General features: G+C 29.9%; 18 protein-coding genes and 1 tRNA gene. 12 read left to right on the top strand and 7 right to left on the bottom strand.

What is annotated here, in order from left to right:
- Window positions 1-113 precede the first annotated feature (113 nt).
- The 3 genes from MAEO_RS07645 (at window position 114) to MAEO_RS07635 (ending at window position 3,156) form a co-directional block, all read left to right on the top strand.
- Entirely contained in the window at window positions 114-1,376 is a 1,263-nt protein-coding gene (locus tag MAEO_RS07645; protein WP_011974201.1) for a TldD/PmbA family protein, read from the top strand.
- A 50-nt stretch (window positions 1,377-1,426) separates the two neighbouring features.
- Window positions 1,427-2,407 carry a flap endonuclease-1 gene (gene fen / locus MAEO_RS07640; protein WP_011974200.1) on the top strand — a complete coding sequence of 327 codons (981 nt, stop codon included), beginning with the start codon at window positions 1,427-1,429 and terminating at the stop codon, window positions 2,405-2,407.
- 68 nt (window positions 2,408-2,475) lie between these two features.
- A complete protein-coding gene (locus MAEO_RS07635; protein WP_011974199.1) occupies window positions 2,476-3,156 on the top strand; it encodes a hypothetical protein in 681 nt (226 codons plus the stop codon).
- Here MAEO_RS07635 and MAEO_RS07630 read toward each other — a convergent pair.
- The gene (locus MAEO_RS07630; protein ID WP_011974198.1) at window positions 3,153-3,509 is read right to left on the bottom strand and encodes a CxxCxxCC domain-containing protein; all 357 of its coding nucleotides are present in this window, start codon (window positions 3,507-3,509) and stop codon (window positions 3,153-3,155) included. The two genes, MAEO_RS07635 and MAEO_RS07630, sit on opposite strands and share 4 nt — an antisense overlap.
- A 6-nt stretch (window positions 3,510-3,515) precedes the next feature.
- The gene (locus tag MAEO_RS07625) at window positions 3,516-3,959 is read right to left on the bottom strand and encodes a phosphatidylglycerophosphatase A (RefSeq protein WP_011974197.1); all 444 of its coding nucleotides are present in this window, start codon (window positions 3,957-3,959) and stop codon (window positions 3,516-3,518) included.
- A 212-nt stretch (window positions 3,960-4,171) separates the two neighbouring features.
- Between MAEO_RS07625 and MAEO_RS07620 the strand changes: the two genes are divergently transcribed.
- The 7 genes from MAEO_RS07620 (at window position 4,172) to MAEO_RS07590 (ending at window position 12,429) form a co-directional block, all read left to right on the top strand.
- Window positions 4,172-5,980 carry a DUF5591 domain-containing protein gene (locus MAEO_RS07620; protein WP_011974196.1) on the top strand — a complete coding sequence of 603 codons (1,809 nt, stop codon included), beginning with the start codon at window positions 4,172-4,174 and terminating at the stop codon, window positions 5,978-5,980.
- Between the two features lie 261 nt (window positions 5,981-6,241).
- A complete protein-coding gene (locus tag MAEO_RS07615; protein ID WP_011974195.1) occupies window positions 6,242-6,745 on the top strand; it encodes a hypothetical protein in 504 nt (167 codons plus the stop codon).
- 196 nt (window positions 6,746-6,941) lie between these two features.
- Entirely contained in the window at window positions 6,942-7,862 is a 921-nt protein-coding gene (gene mmp11 / locus MAEO_RS07610; protein WP_011974194.1) for a methanogenesis marker protein 11, read from the top strand.
- A 278-nt stretch (window positions 7,863-8,140) separates the two neighbouring features.
- Window positions 8,141-9,226 (top strand): tryptophan--tRNA ligase, encoded by a 1,086-nt coding sequence (locus MAEO_RS07605; protein ID WP_011974193.1) that lies wholly within the window; start codon window positions 8,141-8,143, stop codon window positions 9,224-9,226.
- Window positions 9,227-9,391: 165 nt separating this feature from the next.
- Complete coding sequence (aksF, locus tag MAEO_RS07600) at window positions 9,392-10,426, top strand: homoisocitrate dehydrogenase (RefSeq protein WP_157196862.1); 1,035 nt, start codon at window positions 9,392-9,394, stop codon at window positions 10,424-10,426.
- Between the two features lie 236 nt (window positions 10,427-10,662).
- The gene (serS, locus tag MAEO_RS07595; RefSeq protein ID WP_011974191.1) at window positions 10,663-12,231 is read left to right on the top strand and encodes a serine--tRNA ligase; all 1,569 of its coding nucleotides are present in this window, start codon (window positions 10,663-10,665) and stop codon (window positions 12,229-12,231) included.
- Between the two features lie 124 nt (window positions 12,232-12,355).
- Window positions 12,356-12,429 (top strand) — tRNA-Thr (locus MAEO_RS07590).
- 51 nt (window positions 12,430-12,480) lie between these two features.
- Here the strand turns inward: MAEO_RS07590 and MAEO_RS07895 are convergent.
- From MAEO_RS07895 to MAEO_RS07570, 5 genes are all read right to left on the bottom strand, one after another.
- Window positions 12,481-12,642, bottom strand: a complete 162-nt coding sequence (locus tag MAEO_RS07895) for a hypothetical protein (protein WP_157196839.1) — start codon at window positions 12,640-12,642, stop codon at window positions 12,481-12,483.
- Between the two features lie 286 nt (window positions 12,643-12,928).
- Window positions 12,929-14,140, bottom strand: coding sequence for an ammonium transporter (locus tag MAEO_RS07585; protein WP_011974190.1), 1,212 nt, complete (start codon window positions 14,138-14,140; stop codon window positions 12,929-12,931).
- A 66-nt stretch (window positions 14,141-14,206) separates the two neighbouring features.
- Window positions 14,207-14,545, bottom strand: a complete 339-nt coding sequence (locus MAEO_RS07580; RefSeq protein WP_011974189.1) for a P-II family nitrogen regulator — start codon at window positions 14,543-14,545, stop codon at window positions 14,207-14,209.
- A 217-nt stretch (window positions 14,546-14,762) separates the two neighbouring features.
- Window positions 14,763-15,101, bottom strand: a complete 339-nt coding sequence (locus MAEO_RS07575) for a P-II family nitrogen regulator (protein WP_011974188.1) — start codon at window positions 15,099-15,101, stop codon at window positions 14,763-14,765.
- Window positions 15,102-15,225: 124 nt separating this feature from the next.
- Window positions 15,226-16,380, bottom strand: coding sequence for an ammonium transporter family protein (locus MAEO_RS07570; RefSeq protein ID WP_011974187.1), 1,155 nt, complete (start codon window positions 16,378-16,380; stop codon window positions 15,226-15,228).
- A 237-nt stretch (window positions 16,381-16,617) separates the two neighbouring features.
- Between MAEO_RS07570 and MAEO_RS07935 the strand changes: the two genes are divergently transcribed.
- Together MAEO_RS07935 and hypF are read left to right on the top strand one after the other, a co-directional pair.
- Window positions 16,618-16,791, top strand: coding sequence for a hypothetical protein (locus MAEO_RS07935; protein WP_011974186.1), 174 nt, complete (start codon window positions 16,618-16,620; stop codon window positions 16,789-16,791).
- 303 nt (window positions 16,792-17,094) lie between these two features.
- Complete coding sequence (gene hypF / locus MAEO_RS07565; RefSeq protein WP_011974185.1) at window positions 17,095-19,482, top strand: carbamoyltransferase HypF; 2,388 nt, start codon at window positions 17,095-17,097, stop codon at window positions 19,480-19,482.

Raw genomic sequence — 19,482 nt, 5'->3', positions numbered from 1 at the left:
TATTTTATTTTTATTTTAATAATTTTTATTTTTATTTTTTCACGGCTTATTTATTTAATTAATTAAATTTACAACAATTAATAAACAAAATAATAAATTCAAATGGTGTAATAATGGATTATTTAATAGATAAAATATTAAAAATTGGAGAAAAAAACAATTTTGAAGTAGATATTTACATCGAAAAAACAGACGGGATTAGTGCAGATTTAGACGGAGATAGTTTGGATTGTGTGGATATATCAAAAGATTTTGGTATTGGTGTAAGGGTAATAAAGGATAAAAAAGTAGGTTTTGCCTTCTCTTCGCAGGAAAATGAAAAGGTAATTTATAAAGCTATGGAAAATCTTGTATTTGACTCCTATACCACATTAGCACAACCCGAACCTAAATCAAAATATCCAAACCCAAAAGGAACATATTATAAAGAAATATTAGATTTAGACGAAAACCAGCTAATAGAGGATTTAAGAGCTATGAAAAATATATTGGAGGAAAATAATATTACCATCACAGGCGGGGGCATAGGGAGCTCCATGGCACAAACCAGAATAATAAATTCAAATGGTGTAGATATAGAGGAAAAATATACACAATATTCCGCCTCTATTTCTGGGATAAATGAAAATGAAACGGCTTACGATTATTTAACCAAAAATAACAGGTTTAGCGTAGAAGAATTGGCAAATAATACCGTAGAATTGTTAAAACTTCCAAAAAGCACAATTCAAAATTATGAGGGCAATATTATATTAAATCCAAGGGCTTTAAATTCATTATTGGGATATACACTTAAACCATCATTTAATGCCGAAAGTGTCCAAAGAAACAGGTCTGTTTTAGCTGGAAAACTTGGAGAGGAAATATTTGGAGAAAATATAAATATTATTGATGATGGAACTATTGATAATGCTCTTTATTCATCTAAGGCAGACGACGAGGGAACACCAACAAAAAGAACTGTTTTAGTAGAAAATGGGGTATTAAAAAGCTATTTATATGACATAAAACGGGCAAATATCGACAATACAGAAAGCACAGGAAATGGTTCAAGGGGCAGTAGTAGCCTACCAAGTGTGGGGAGCTCCAACTTTATAATTGAGCCAGTTGATAAAATCGAGAATTATAACGAATACCTTATTATAAATACCCTTATCGGTTGTCATACTTCAAACCCAATTACAGGAGATTTTTCCGTGGAAATATCCAACAGTTATATAGTTAAAGACGGAGAGAAAATACCGCTTAAAAAAGGTATGCTATCAGGAAATATATTTGAAACATTTAAAACAGCAACCCCATTAGATAAAGTTGAGCAGAGGGGGAGTTTAATAGCCCCTCCATTGTTAATAAATGGAAAGATAATTGTTAATTAAATATTTTTTTTATTTTATAATAAATAATAATAAATATTTTGGTGAATAAAATGGGAGTGCAATTTAATGACTCAATTCCAAAAAAGAACATATCAATAACAGATTTAAAAAATAAAACCGTGGCAATTGATTCAATGAATATAATATATCAATTTTTATCAAGTATTAGATTAAGAGATGGAGCTCCGTTAAGAAATTCAAAGGGGGAAATAACATCACCATATAATGGAATATTTTATAAAACAATATATCTATTGAATAATGAAATAACTCCCATATGGGTATTTGATGGAAAACCGCCAGAATTAAAACTTAAAACACGAGAAGAAAGAAGAAAAGTAAAAGAAAAAGCATCAAAGGACTACGAAATAGCAAAAAGAGAAGAAAACATTGAAGATATGCAAAAATATGCAAAAAGAATTAATTATTTAGAACCAAATACAGTTGATAACTGCAAAAAATTATTAAAACTCATGGGAATCCCATATATAGATGCCCCATCAGAGGGGGAAGCCCAATGTGCCCATATGATAAAAAACGGCGATGCCTACTGTGTAGTTAGTCAAGATTATGATGCCTTATTATATGGAGCTCCGAGAACTGTAAGAAATATTACGGCATCAAATAAACCATTGGAACTGATGGAAATTGAGGACATATTAAAACCATTGGATATATCTATTGATGATTTAATTGATATGGCAATATTAATTGGGACCGACTATAATATTGGAGGGATTAAAGGAATAGGCCCTAAAAAAGCATTAACTATAATAAAAAATAAAAAAATGAATGAATATATAAAAGATATTGAAAATTATGAGGAGATAAAAAATATATTTAAAAATCCAAAAGTCGTGGATTATACGAAAGAGGACATAAAATTAAAATCTCCAAATATTGAAGGATTAAAAGAATTTTTGATAGAAGAAAATGATTTTTCACCAAATAGAATTTTGCCATCAATTAAAAAATTGGATAAATTATTAAATGAGAAAAGAAGCCAAACTTCATTGGATAGTTGGTTTTAAAGGAAAAAATAAGAATAAAATAATAATTAAAGAATAAATAAAATTTAAAAATTTAAAAAAGTGATAACATGGTTAAACTTAAAACATACAATTTAACAAACATGTCTTTCTTTTCAAATATATTGCTTTTCATAATTGCAATATTGGCATTTGTAGTTCTCATATTACCTTTGTTATTATTGGGGTTGTTGGTGGCAATAATTTATTTAGGGCATAAAATATACAAATCAATTAAAGCAGGAATTAGAAAGCTTAAAACTAAAAAGGTAAAAATAGAGGATAACTCTTCAAATGGAGCGGTTGAAGTAAGATATGCCAAAACATTGCCTGTTGAAGAAGTTAAAGAAGATAGTGCAATTATATCTGTGCATACAAGGGATTTAAACCTTGAAAATAATAATAATAATAATAATAACATTGATGAAACGAAAGAAGAAAAATTAAAAACAGAAAAATCATTATTGGAGGCAGATAAAGAACAATTTATAAATTATTTAGTGCAACAGGGGCTCACACTTAAAGATAATATATTATATTATCTTGATAAATCAGTTTATCCAATTTATAAAAAATCATATCCAATCAATAATATTATTAGATTGTATGATAAAACCCCAAAAGAAGATTTAATAATATTGGGATTAAAAGGAGCTCCCAATAATCCAAAAATTTTATATTCCATACCTACGGCAGAATCAAAAGAACGGATGAATATTGATGAATTAAAAAATTATATAATTAATATTTAATATTTGAATTTTCCTTTTTTCCTTTTTTCGAAATCCCTTATTATTTTATAACAATTTGGTTCGCTATAATTTTTTAGATCTTTGACATATGGGCAATCCTTTGGAAAAGCCTGGGCCAATATTCCCTCTATCATTGAAAGACATGAATCTTCTTTTTCAAATCTATTGTAATATATATTACATAATTTTGTTTTGGGATTATAATGCTCACAATAAACAATTACTGGTATTCCATCACCATCCTTAAAAACATGTGTGATACAACATCTACCGCATTGTTCACAAATATTATCTGGAAATATCTCCGCACTAATTTTAATAGCTTTATTTTTATCATATCTTATTGTAGCCATTTTCTATCAACACTCAAAAATTTTACTCATACAACCAGCAATAAGTCCGGCTATGGCATCATCTAAAAAAACAAGTCCATTTTCATCTAATGTTCCTATGATACCTGGTTTTTTTCTATCATACCATTTGAAATTAAAGGTAGCTTTTGTTCCCGCTATTTCGTTGGCTATTGCCATTCCAATAACTTCATCGGCATAAATATAATTTGGGTCTTCGTCATAGTTAAATGGTAAATTTCCTTTTTTTCCTTCTTCTTCCAATTTAATGGATGCAATTATTAAGGTCGATAGATTTGGATTACTTAAATTTTTTAGGAGCTCCCTTTCTAATTTTTTTCTGATAATTTCTATTTCATCTTCATTGCATATGCAGAGCTCCATACCACAATTAATTATACTGTCTATTGATATATTGTAATTGCTTAATAGTTTTATTACATCTACGCTCATATTATATAACCTTGTTTAGTTGTTATAATAATTTAATATATAATATATAAACAATATATAGGCAATATATAAAACATATGAGGCAAATAAAAAATTTACAAAATCTAAGATTTTGAATTCAAAATCTTCGATTTTGTTCAATATCCGAAGGATATTGTAGATTTTCCCCTGTAAAAAAATATATGAATAATCAATATATAATGTGATAAAAAATGCTTGAACCAATTTATTATAATATTGGAAGAAGTTGTAAAGAAACTTATTTTAAAAAGGATTACGACAATAAAAACATAAATATTACTCCAAAATTAATCGACGACAATATTATTAAAAATATCAAACGACCATTATTAAAAATACCTTTTGATGCACCTGAAAAAGTTGCAAACTATATTTTTGAACAAAATAAAGATAAAATAAAAGGAACGATTAAATTAAGCGATAACGATAACGATAATAACGATAATAACGATAATAACGATAGTGATAAAGATAATAATAGTATAAATTATTATATATTAAATCTCGGAAAATATATTGAAAAAATCAACGAATTAACCGAAGAATTAAAAAATACTGATTTAATAATAATTGCAGATGGAAGAAGATTAATTAATAGAAAAGAACTTTTATTAATATCTGAATTAAGAAATATAATTTCCCCAAACACTGCAATATATTTCCCAACAGCATTGCCAAATGAAATTCCACTGCTAACATATATGGGTGTAGATTACTTTGATAATTCTTCGGCATCATATTATGCTTCAAAAGGATACAAATTTACAAAAAATAGAATAATGGAAACAACCATACAATTTAATGAATTGGTAGAGCACAATAAATCTATTATAAGGGAGCTCCTTGAAGAAACAAAATACTGTATTAAAGAGGGTAGTTTAAGAAATTTAGTTGAAGAAACCAGTATTTCAAATCCATACCTTAGGGGCAATTATAAGAGATTTAATCCTGATGTAAGAAATATCCCTCTATCCAGTGGGAAAAAAATAATTGTATCCATTGACGAAACTACAATTCCAGAGGTAAAAAAATACACTGAAAGGCTTGGCAATTATGAAGCTTTTACAAATATTGTTGTATTACTTCCTTGTTCGTCAAAAAAACCATATTCGTTCTCAAAATCTCACCAATACTTTGTAAATGCAATTAGATCTTCAAATACAGTAGTTGAAGAAGTTGTATTGACCTCCCCATATGGTGTAGTTCCAAGAGCTTTGGAGGGAATAGTAAATTATGATATTCCTGTTGTTGGGTCATGGAGCTCCGAGGAAATTGAATTTATTAACAGGCACTTAAAAACTTATTTAGATAATACGGATAATAAATTTGGAACTATATCTGTAATAGCTCACCTTCCAAAACATTATTATGAAATATTGGATAAAAATTTAATAGAAAAATATGATATAATATCTACGGTAGAAGATGACCGACCCACGACCAATAATTCGCTTGCTACATTAAAAGATACCCTCAAAGAAATTAGTGCAGATAAATACGGTATTGATAATAACAAAGAGAATAATAAAAATGAACGAGATAATAAGGATAATAATGCCCCAGTAAAAGCCAATAGGCCCAGTATAAGAAAACAGGTGATGCACAACTACCAGCAACTTGCAAAATTCCAATTTGGCAGTAATTTCATACCTGATGATACAGTAATTAAAGGAAGGCATAAAAAGTTTTTTGCGAAAATAAATAATAAATTAACTCAGATATGTTCATTAAATTATGAAAATGGGCTTTTTGTGCTAACCTATGAGGGTGGAAAATTATTGGGAAAAAATAAATGGGTAGAAGTTAATTTTAAGGCTAAAAAAGGCTCATTATTTGCACCTGGTTTTAAGGATTGTGATGAAAATATATCCGTAGGAGATGAAATCGTAATAATTTATGAGGGGGAAGTAATTGGTGTAGGTAGGGCATCAATGAGTGGGGCAGAAATGAAAAAAGCTAAAAATGGGGCATTGTTAAATATTAGACACTGTAAAAAATAACATATGATGCGTGTTCAGGATTGTCATTAAAATTAAAACTACAAATAACAGGACCATTATGATTTTGTAGTTAAATTTTTAATATTTTATGATTGTTATCAGCAGACTTTGAACGGACTTCAAAAGATATATATAATTATAGTCAATCTTCGGTCGTTTTCATAAATCTACCAATAATTAGGATAAGGACGGTTATTGAACTTACTATATGATGGGGGGATAATTATTACTAACATAAAAAAAATTGCGGAGCTCATTCTTTTGAAAGATAAGGAATACACCGACAAAGATAAGTTGAAGCATTATTTTAAAAAATATGTAAATATCACCAATGAAATCGGAATATTAGAGGATTCGTTAAAAGAATTAAATAATAGATTAAATTTAAATATGGGCAATGAAAAATATTTAACTAATGAAATAAATGAATATATGGAATCATTAAATAAACTAAAACATAACCTAGATAAATTAAATAATAACATAGATATTATCAACTATCAAGAATTAAACGAATATATCAATAAATTAAAAAATGTATCGGTAGATACTGATGATTCATTAAACTGGGATATATTCAATAAAATAGAAGGATTAAAGCTGGAGCTCGAAAATATCAGGTGGGAATTAGAGATGGCTATTTTAAATTATGGGCTTCAAAAACTTGAAATAAATTATAATCATATTAAAGATGATTTATTTGAATATACTTGTAAAAAAATAATTCAACAGTTTGCAGAAAAACAAGAACAGAAAAATAAATAAAAAATACAATAGAAAAATATAAAATATATTCAAAAATATTGTTAATAATAATCGTTTAGTGAATTATGGGCATGTTATCTGTTAAAAATTAGCATAGTATAATATTTGGCTGCAAAAAGTCCTGAAAATACACACACTAGCCCAATACATATAATAACCACATATAAAAATGAAAATAAAATAGGTGTGAAAAAATATGGGAAAAATTGATAACATTGAAAAAGTATCGTATAAAAAAATAATTGCTATGGCAGACGAACAATTAAACATAGTGGAGTTAATAGAAGAACATCCATGCCCCAGTGGTTCTCAGTGGATAATATATCAATACCAAAGAACATCTCCACTTATTATATCTGCATGGCGAAATGGAAATAAACATCATTTTATCCTAAATATTGATAAATGTAAATTAAATCTTGTGCCTTCATTAAGTGCCGCAGGTATCGAGAAAGTATTTATCGAGGATAATAATGTGCATATCGTTTATGCGGGTTTAGCTGGCGCAGGGGTTGGCGTAGAATTGAGAAGCAATGCGAAAAATGTAATCAATACAATATTATATGAAAAAGGAGGAGGCTCCAAACTCGGAAAGGGTGCAGTAATTACTCCAAAAATGGAAAAAGTTATAGTTGGAATTGATGACACTGACACAAAAGAAGAGGGAGCAACTTGGGTTCTTGCAAATGAAATTGGCAATATTGTGGAAAAAGAAGGTTGGGGATATTATATAGACCATACCATAATCCAACTTTATCCAGGAAATCCAAATAAAACCCAGAACTGTGTTTCAATTGGTTTAACATTTGCAATTTATCCGGAGTATAAATATAAACTTAAAGAATTAATTAAAAATCAATTGAAAGAAAAAAGTTTATCCGATAAAACTGCGGTTGCCGTGTATTATGGAATTACACCTTCAAAAAGCATGAAATTATTTACCTGTAAAGCAAAAAGAGGAATGGTTACTGTTGAAGAGGCAAAATCTGTGGCAATGCGAAATAATATTGATATTATTAAAGTATTTGAAAAGGACGGAGGAATAATTGGAGCAGTTGCGGCACTTGGACTTGCAGAGCATCATGAACAGGCAGCTAAATTGCCAGATGATTTATAAATTTTTAACCTCATTCCGCAAGAAGTCCCCGTCCATAAGGACAGAATAATTCACGATATGCCCAAAAAAATAATAAATGAAAATATATTAATATAATAGTTTATTCAAATTTTTTATACTAAATTATGGGATATAATATACATTATTTAAAATATGCAGGAGCTCCCTGATTTTTAGATATGTAAAAATGCACTTTTTAAAATAGAAAGGACAGTTATTGAAGATAAATTATAAATTAACAATTAATTATTATAACAATATGATATAACGGTGAAATTTTGATAACGCCATGGGAAGTTTCAGAAGATATAGATTATAAAAAAACAATGGAACAATTTGGAATAAAATCTATAAAAGAGTTATTAGATGATATTGAAAATCCCCATCATTTTATGAGGAGAGGAATAATATTCGGACATAGAGATTTTGGAAGAATAATCAATTCAATAAATGAAAATAAAAAATTTGCCGTAGTTAGCGGAATGATGCCATCTGGTAAAATGCACTTTGGACATAAAATGATTATTGACCAACTGCTATATTATCAAAAGCATAATGCAGAAATATATATTCCAATAGCAGATTTGGAGGCATATTGGGCAAGAGGCATGGATTTTGAAACCACAAAAAATCTTGCAATTGAGGAATATATAACTAACTACATAGCATTGGGTTTAAACCCCGATAAAATAAATATATATCTCCAATCAAAAAATGAATCAGTTAAAGATTTAGCTATGAAATTATCTAAAAGAGTTAATTTTAGCGAAATGAAAGGAATATATGGTTTTGGTGGTGAAACTAACATTGGACATATATTTGCCCCAATTGTTCAAGTTGCAGATATATTATACCCCCAATTAAATGAAAAAATACCAACAATAGTTCCCGTTGGAATTGACCAAGACCCCCATTTGAGATTAACAAGAGATATAGCAAGTAGGGCAAATAAAACAAAAGAATTTAATTTTATGCCTCCATCTTCCACATATCATAGATTTATGACTGGACTATCTGGTGGAAAAATGAGTTCTTCAAAACCTGAAACTGCCATATTTCTAAGCGATACTCCATCTAAATCATTAAAAAAGAAAATTATGTCCAGTAAAACTGGAGGTAGAGAGACATTAGAGGAACAGAAAAAATTAGGAGGAACTCCTGAAAATTGTGTAGTATATGAATTATTTGTATATCATTTAATTGATGATGATAAAGAGTTAAAAGAAATATATGATAGTTGCAAAGGCGGGGAGCTCCTTTGTGGAAGTTGTAAAAAGAATTGTTATGAAAAAATTAAAGAATTTTTAACTGATTTAGGAGAAAAAAGAGAATGTGCAAAAGAAATTGCCATGCAGATTGTATAAATTGATTACCTTATAATATTATTATATACCATACAGGGAGCTCCGGGCACATACCTAATGATATATTCTATTATTCTATTTTTTTAGCATACATTTATATTTTATAAACCCTTATTTTTTAGTTAATTTATGATTTATCTCATCATTATATATTATCGCGGTGATATTTTGAAAATACCTAAAATATGTGTGATAGAAGGGGACGGCATAGGAAAAGAAGTAATACCTGAAACAGTCCGCATATTAAAAGAAATAGGGGACTTTGAATTCATATATGAACATGCGGGATATGAATGTTTTAAACGGTGCGGTGATGCAATACCCGAAAAAACATTAAAAACTGCAAAAGAATGCGATGCCATATTATTTGGTGCAGTTAGCACCCCTAAATTAGATGAAACGGAGCGAAAACCATATAAAAGCCCCATATTAACACTTAGAAAAGAATTAGACCTATATGCAAATGTAAGACCAATACATAAATTAGATAATTCCGATAGTTCAAATAATATAGATTTCATAATAATTCGAGAAAACACAGAAGGACTATATTCTGGTGTGGAATATTATGACGAAGAAAAAGAGTTGGCAATATCGGAAAGGCATATATCTAAAAAAGGAAGCAAAAGAATTATTAAATTTGCATTTGAATATGCTGTGAAACATCACAGAAAAAAAGTATCCTGTATCCATAAATCAAATATTTTAAGAATTACGGACGGTCTTTTTTTAAACATATTCAATGAATTTAAAGAAAAATATAAAAATGAATACAATATAGAAGGAAACGATTATTTAGTAGATGCTACGGCAATGTATATTTTAAAAAGCCCACAAATGTTCGATGTAATTGTAACTACAAATTTATTTGGTGACATATTATCCGATGAAGCATCGGGATTATTGGGAGGTTTAGGCTTGGCTCCTTCAGCAAATATTGGGGATAATTATGGATTATTTGAGCCTGTGCATGGTTCCGCCCCAGACATAGCTGGAAAAGGTGTTGCAAATCCGATAGCTGCGGTTCTTAGTGCTTCGATGATGCTATATTACCTAGATATGAAGGAGAAAAGTAGGCTATTAAAAGATGCCGTAAAACAGGTGTTGGCCCATAAAGATATAACTCCTGATTTAGGGGGCAATTTAAAAACAAAGGAAGTAAGCGATAAAATTATTGAAGAATTACGGAAAATATCCTAAAATTAAATAATAAGAATAATAAGAATAAAAATATTAATGATACAATAATAAAAAATACGATAATAAATATGTTAAATTATAGTAAGTTCAAAAACTGTCCCTTTATTGTCTTATAAATTAAATAAAATCGCTTTGCGATTTTGAGATAATTTAGTGAAATAGTTCGAAGATTGACTATATACACAATATATATGGCAATATAATATTTTATAATTTAACGATATAATGGTGATTTTATGAAATTTGAATTAAATGGTAAAATTATATTTAGTAAGGAAATTACTGATGATGCCAAAAAAGATATAATTGAAGTATTGAATGATAGAACCATATTATTAAAAGGAGTGCCTACTGGAAAAGAGGAAGAAGCTTCAAAAATAGTAAATTATGAATTTAAAGGCAATGAATTAATATTAAACATAATTTCAGGCACTTATGCGAGAGCCCATGAGGCAATTATTAGATTAAAAAAACCAATAATGGAAAAAGTTGGGAAAATTCACAAAATGGGAATAAGAGATATAAAAATAGATAATTACGAAATAACAATTAATGCCCCCCACAATATAGATGCCCTTGAAAATTTAAAAGTACCAGAATGTGAAACAGAATTAAACGAAGAAGAAAATACTATAAAAATCATATTTAAAAATATTGGAGATAGTGAATTAAAAAGAAATATTGTAGATAGAGCAATTAAATTTGTAAAAACAGAAATTGACAACATTGGAGATAGTGGCGAAGAGTGCGATTTAACTTATGAAGTGTGTGGAATAGCTCCAAATACAATTGTATCAGAATATAAGGCAGAAAGAACAATATCATATAATAAAGACCCAACAGAAGAAAGCGAAAAATTAGGCTGGGTTAAGCGATTTTCTGGAAAAGGTCAATGGTTTTACACTCCACCAATGACTAAATTATTAAGGGCTTTTGAGGAGCTCCTTATGGAAGAATGCATAAATAAAATTGGATTTGATGAATGTTTATTCCCAAAACTTATTCCATTGGAAGTTATGTACAAAATGAGATATTTGGAAGGGCTTCCTGAGGGAATGTATTATGTATCTCCGCCAAAAAGAGACCCAGAGATGTTTAAAGAGTTTGTAAATGAAATGATGATTAAAAATGAAATCCCAATACATAAATTAAAAGACCTTCTTAGAAATCCGGGGTATGTGTTGGCACCTGCCCAATGTGAGCCATTCTATCAATTCTTTGACCATGAATTAGTGGATATTGATAATCCAGTTAAATTTGTGGATAAAAGTGGCTGGACATACAGATGGGAAGGAGGAGGCTCAAAAGGGCTTGATAGAGTTCATGAATTTTTAAGAATAGAAACAGTTCAAATGGGAGCTCCTGAATTTGTAAATAGCGTAAGAGATGACACATTGAAATATGCCGAAAAACTTGCTGAAAAACTTGATTTAGAGTATTGGACCGAGGTAGGAGACGACCCATTTTATTTAGAGGGAAGGAAAAAAGAGGAAAGAAACATAGAATTCCCAGAAGTTCCAAAATATGAAATGAGATTATGGCTCCCTCATGTAAAAGATGAAAGAAAAGGAGTTGCCGTAACATCAGCAAATGTTCATGGAACTCATTTTGTAGAAGGATTTGGTGTAAAAGATTACAAAAACAGAACGGTATGGACAGGATGCACAGGATTTGGGCTTAGTAGATGGGTAATAGGATTTTTGGCACAATATGGATTTGACTACAACGACTGGCCGGAATTAATTAAAGATAAAATTGGAGAAATGCCAAATATACCAAAAGTAATTACTTGGCCTAAAAAATAAAATATTATAAATTATATTTTTTTTATTTTTTATTGTATATCCATATACATACCGAAAAGTATATATATTAGATTTATCATTTTATATTGTGTTCTATACTACAATTAAATAAACAATATTTATTGCTTTGGTGGCTTAGCTCGGTATAGCGCTTGCTTGGTAAGCAAGAGGTCGCGGGTCCGAATCCCGCCCAAAGCTCTATTTTTTTAAAGAATATATATTTATAGATTTAAATCATTTTTATTTAAATTATATTTTTTTTAGTTTGGTATTTTGGGGAGTTCCCTTTTTTACATATATTATTCCGCTTTTTTTCTTAGCGCCCAAAAATTTTCCAGCACTTCTATTGTTAATTTTTTCATTTCCGATGCTGTAAATTCCCAGTGCTACTATTTTTACTATTATAGTCAATCTTCGAACTGTTTCACACTATGGTGGTGAAAATAAAACTATATAGTTATATCCCATTCCACTTAATTATTTTGGACTAATATAGGACAGTTTTTGAACTTACTATATTCCCCCATTTAATAAAACTCCCATATTTTTTCCAGCGTTTCCAGTTATTATAATGTATGGTGTTAATTATGTTGTATATATTATAAAATATATGGCAAACAATTTAAAAAAAACAGTATAAAAAATAAAATTAAAAATTAAGGAGATAAAATAATAAAAAAATTAAATAATATTTATTTTATTCTTCTGGATAAGCTGGTAATTTGTGCTCTGCCAAATCAAGACCAAGTTTTTCTTCTTCTTCTTTTACTCTTAATCCGCCAGTCAATAAACCAGCTAATTTAGCAATTCCAAATCCTAGCCCTGTTCCATAAACCATTGTGAATATACAAGCTATTGCTTGGTCTACAAAGCTAACTCCACCTGCACCACCAAGAGCTTCCATTCCAAATATTCCTGCCAACAGAGCTCCCAATATTCCTGCTGTTCCATGCACTGGAACAACACCACATACATCGTCCAATTTTGCTTTTTCAATTAATTTATATACAATTGGAACTTGAATTCCTGCTAAAAGACCTATTATTAATGCTGCTATTGGACTAACAATGTCAGTTCCTGCACAAATTGCTACAAGCCCTGCTACTATACCGTTTGCCGTAAATAACACATCATTTTTAGATGCTAACATACCACCTAATCCACCACCTGCCATAGCAAGTGTGGTTGTAGCTACTACTAAACCTGATATATCACCTAATGCAAGGGAGCTCCCAACATTAAATCCATACCAACCGATTGCCAAAGCAAATGAACCAAATACTGCCATTGGTATGTTATGTCCCAATAATGGAATAGCTTGACCATTTACAAATCTTCCTATTCTTGGACCTAATGCCATGATTGACCCCAATGCCAAAAATCCACCCAATCCATGCACAATTAAACTTCCAGCATAATCTGCCCAACCTATCATACCAGAGCCCCAAGGACCCAAATATACAAAGAATGGATATACAAATGCTACAATTAATACAGCAATTAATACATATGCAGAGAATTTAATTCTTTCGGCAACCCCTCCTGAAACTATTGTTGCCGCTGTTGCCGCAAATACTAAACCAAAGAACCAGTTTGCTAAATCAATGTTTATTGAATCCCATGAAGTCATGAATATTTTTCCCCACCAGCTAATGAAATCAGCAGGCACTATTGAAGTTGCCAAAACACTACCTACAAATAACCATGAAAGACATCCAATAATCCAATCACTGTAATTCTTCATCATAACATTGTTGACATTTTTCTTCCTAACTTGCCCTCCTTCAAGCATTGCAAATCCTAATTGCATTAAAAATACAAGAACCCCCATAACTACAAGATAAAATACATCTCCTGAGGTAGCTAATGCATTTAATCCCTCTTGCACTGTGTTTATATCTACAACCATATTTTCACCTATACTGATACATTATATTATTTATTCATAAGTTTATTTTTTAAGTTTATTTTTTAATTAAATTGCAGTTTTATCCCGTTCTCCAGTTCTAACTCTTACTATGGTTTCAACTGGAATAACAAATATTTTTCCGTCTCCTTGGTTGCCTGTTTTCGCATTTTCGCATATTATTTCTATTACTTTATCGACATCATCTTTATCGACGACAAGCTCCAATTTTACTTTGGGTAGCAAATCAACAATATATTCTCTGCCCCTGTATCTTTCGGTAATTCCTCCTTGAATACCTCTTCCTTTAACATCACTTATAGTCATACCCACATATCCTGCACTTGATAAAGTTTCTTTAACCATATCTAATCTTTCAGGCCTAATTATTGCTTCAATTTTTTTCATTATATCACCGGTGTTCCTTTATAGTAAAATTAAATCGGAAATACCCTTCCTACATAATAATAGGAAATCACCATATATATACCTTACGATAATTAAAAAAATCAATTATATTGTTACATGGATATATACTATAAAATATATTATAAAAAATAATTTATTAAATAAAGAAAAAAATAGAGAAAAAAATAATTAAACTAATTAATAAACTAACCCACAATTAAATCGCATTTTTGTCTTTTTCCCCAGTTCTAACTCTTACTATGGTTTCAACTGGAATAACAAATATTTTTCCATCACCATATTTGCCTGTTTTCGCATTTTCGCATATTATTTCTATTACTTTATCGACATCATCTTTATCGACGACAAGCTCCAATTTTACTTTGGGTAGCAAATCAACAATATATTCTCTGCCCCTGTATCTTTCGGTAATTCCTCCTTGAATACCCCTTCCTTTAACATCACTTATAGTCATACCCACATATCCTGCATTAGATAATCCTTCTTTAACCATATCTAATCTTTCAGGCCTAATTATTGCTTCAATTTTTTTCATTATATCGCCTTATAATTAATAATTATATAATATATATTATAATTTAAGGAATTATACAAAATATATAATATAAAGATTATTACGGAAATAAGAAACTCATTTCCTAATATATATGAGAATAAAGTTAATCTATTTTAGAATATGCATTAACTTGCAATACTCCTTCATCACATCCTTTTTTCTCTGCTTCTTCGGAAACTCTTAATCCGATGGTTAAATCCAAACCTTTATAAATTATTGCCCCTCCAATAAGTGCAATTCCTGTAATAATTCCCGCACCCATTATTTGTCCGATTAATGAAACTCCTGATGCATCCCTTAATAAAAATGGAATTCCTGCACAAATTACTCCAATAAACCCACTCATAGCATGAACTGGGCCAATGGCACAAACATCATCTATTTTTAATTTTTCCTCAATTATTCTGTATGTGAATGGTTGTTGTAATCCTGCCAATAATCCAACGATTAAAGCCCCAATTGGAGTAAATAAAGCTACACCACTACATACGGCAACTAATCCCGCGCACATCCCATTTGCCGTATATAATGGGTCATTTCTTGAACTTAAAGCACCGCCCAGTATGCCTCCAGTTAATGCCATTGTTGTAGCTATTGCTACTTGAACCATCTCTAAACCATCTCCAACAGCGGAAGCACTTCCAATATTAAATCCGTACCAGCCAAATGCCAATATAAATGCACCCAATACAGCCAATGGAACATTATGCCCAGGTAATGCCTGAGGTATTCCATTTATGTATTTTTTCAACCTTGGACCTAATGCCCATGCTGCGGACAGTCCAACCAACCCACCAAATAAATGAACTGCTCCACTTCCTGCATAATCTACGAAGTTAATGCCCATGCTTGAAAATCCTCCGCCCCAAACAAGATGTTCTACTAATGGATATAGCCCTCCGGCAACCAATAGAGCTCCGATAAAGTAAGGCAATATTTTAATTCTTTCTGCAACTCCTCCGGTAATAATGGTTATAGCTGCCGCCGCAAATACTGCCATTTTTATCCACCATGCACCGAGCTCCACATCAAAAGTTCCAGTGATTAATGGCATTATGGTTTCAAATCCATAAGACACCCCGTAGCCTACAAACAAATAGGCTACAAATACTGCAACCAAATCAACCAATTTTAAAACACAATGATATGCTGAGTTTTTATGACTAAATTGTCCTATTTCCAACGCTAAAAAACCTGCTTTCATAAAAAATATTAGGGACGCCGCCCATAAAAATAAAAACACATCTAAACCTGACATATATTCACCTCAATAATATGCATTTATAGGAATGTGTTTTCCTATAACTGGTATATATAGATTATTAGGGAAAAAGGAAACCGTTTTCTTATTATATACAATAATTAAAAAATAGAATTTGGGAGCCCCCATATAGATAATTTTATAAGCTATAAATAAATACATAAAATAAAGAGAGAGTGAAAAATTTTGTTCAATATTCGAAAGATATTGTAGATTTTCCACGAGGTGAAAAAAATGGTAAAAGATGTAGATATAAAAGATGATGAATTATGTAAATGGACAGTTATTGATTTAGATAATCTTAAAATAAATAAAATAACCTGCCCCAATTGTGAATATATATTTGAGTTTGTAGGTTTAAAAATAATATGTCCAAATTGCAATAAAATAATTAAAGTTAAAAATTAGAATATATGTATTTTCGGAAACTATTTACAGCATTATGGTCAATGCAAATTTTTGCAAATATCAAATGAAAAAATTATTTAGTATTTAGTCAATATTCAATATATCAAGAATATCATAAACATTTTTAAGGACAGACTTTTTTTACTGGATATGATATACAATAATATATCTCCTCCAACATATATATTAAAAATTTGTAATGAACAAACTTTTCAAACAGGCCACATTCTGGATGGATATGTTCTCCCCCATTATTGCCAATTCATTTATATATATTTATTAAATCATATTAATTGTGATATTATGACACCAGTAAAAACAAAAAAAATAATTATTGAAGGAATTGTTCAAGGGGTGGGATTTAGACCTTTTGTTTATAGAATTGCTAAAAAACATAATTTAAATGGTTTCGTAATAAATAAAGGTGGTTGTGTTGAAGTAATAATACAGGGAGCTCCGAAAAATATAACTCAATTTATACAACATTTAAAAAATGAAAAACCAGAATTATCAAAAATAGATAAAATAGAGATAGAAGAAACAATAACTACAACAATTTACACCGATTTTAAAATAAAAGAAAGCGAATCACAAAAGGAAATGGAAAAAGGAGAGAGCACAATTCCCGCCGATGTAGCAATATGTGAAGAATGCCTTAAAGAAATGATGGATAAAAACAATAGACGATATAATTATCCATTTACGGCATGCACAAACTGCGGGGCAAGATTTACAGTAATAAAACAAATTCCATATGATAGGGATAATACTTCAATGGATAAATTTCCACTGTGCAAAAAATGTTTGGAGGAATACAAAAATCCAATGGATAGGAGATTTCATGCTCAGGCAACTTGTTGTAGTGAGTGCGGACCTACCGTATTTTTAACAGATAAGGACGGAAATATATTATATACAAATAATAATGCCATAGAGCAAACGGTAAAGCTATTAAAGGAAGGAAATATATTTGCAATTAAGGGAATTGGAGGGGCTCACCTTGTATGTGATGCCAACAATGACAGTGCAGTATTGGAATTAAGGAAAAGATTAAACCGCCCAACTCAACCATTTGCAATTATGGCAAAACCAGAATATTTAAAATTATTTGCAAACTATGATAATGAAGAAATAAACCTTTTTAAATCCCAAAAAAGACCAATTGTGGTGTTTGATAAAAACAAAAATTATGATAAATATATTTCAAAATTTGTAAGTGATTTGAACACTGTTGGAGCTATGGCACAATATTCCGGGATTCACCATCTTTTATTTAATGAAACTGAGGCTATTGCCTATGTTATGACTTCGGCAAATCTTCCCGGGCTACCTATGGCAATAGAGAACGATAAAATAATAGATAGTTTAAAAAATATTGCCGATTATTTCTTACTTCACAATAGGGATATTATAAATCGTTGTGATGATAGCGTATTAAAAAAAATAAACAACAGAATGATATTTTTAAGGCGGTCAAGAGGATTTGCACCAGAGCCCATTGTTATTAACAATGATTTAATTAACAATGAAGATATTAAAAACAGAACCATATTATGTATGGGTGCAGAATTAAATTCTGTAGCATCACTTGTAAAGGGAAATAAATTTTATTTAACCCAATATATAGGAAATACGGCAAAATATGAAACATACAACTATTTAGAAAATGCAATAAACAACATTTTAAAAATTACAGATACACAACCAAAAGACATTGACGCCATTGTGTGCGATTTGCATCCTTCTTTTAATTCCTCCAAATTAGCTATGGAATTGGGGCAAAAATACAATATAAAAGTACATAGGGCACAACACCACGAAGCCCATTGTTATTCGTTATTGGGAGATAATAATATTTTTGAACCTGCCACAATTATTGCAATTGATGGAGTGGGTTATGGAACAGATGGAATTATTTGGGGCGGAGAGGTCTTTTCATATATTGATGGGATTATGGAAAGAATTGGACATTTTGAGGAACAATATCAAGCTGGGGGAGACCTTGCCGCAAAACAGCCACTTAGGATGTTAATATCAATACTTTATAAAAAACTTGAAAAAGAGGAATTGATTAATTTTATTAAAAAATATAATTATTTTACAGAAAAAGAATTAAATATTATATTATTTCAGCTAAATAAAAAATTAAATGTAAATAATACAACTTCTTGCGGAAGAATACTTGATTCAGTTTCGGCTATGCTCTCAGTATGCCATGAAAGAACCTACGATGGAGAATATGCCATTAAATTAGAATGTGTGGCAGAAAACTTTATAAAAAATTGTTCCGATGAAGAATATAAAAGATGTCTAGAAATGGTTAAACAGGATATAAAAATAACAAAAACGAAAGATGATGGAAAATATATATTAAATACAACTGATTTGGTTTATAATTGCTATAAAATGCTATTAAATGGATTTGAAAAGGAATTTATAGCATATTATATTCATTTGGCAATTGCGGACGGACTTTCAGAAATTGCCATTAAAAACTCGGAGCTCCACAATATTAAATATATAGGTTTGACTGGTGGAGTTTCATACAATAAAATTATATCTGAGAAAATAAGACAAAATGTAGAAAATAATGGATTTAAATTTTTATATCATAAAAATGTGCCAAATGGGGATGGAGGTATTTGTTTTGGTCAAGGTGTTTATTATTTATCAAGTAATAAAATAAGATAA

It is taken from the genome of Methanococcus aeolicus Nankai-3 (assembly GCF_000017185.1).
Taxonomy (GTDB): domain Archaea; phylum AGJL01; class Methanococci; order Methanococcales; family Methanococcaceae; genus Methanofervidicoccus; species Methanofervidicoccus aeolicus.
This window is presented reverse-complemented; position numbering and strand designations above follow the sequence as displayed.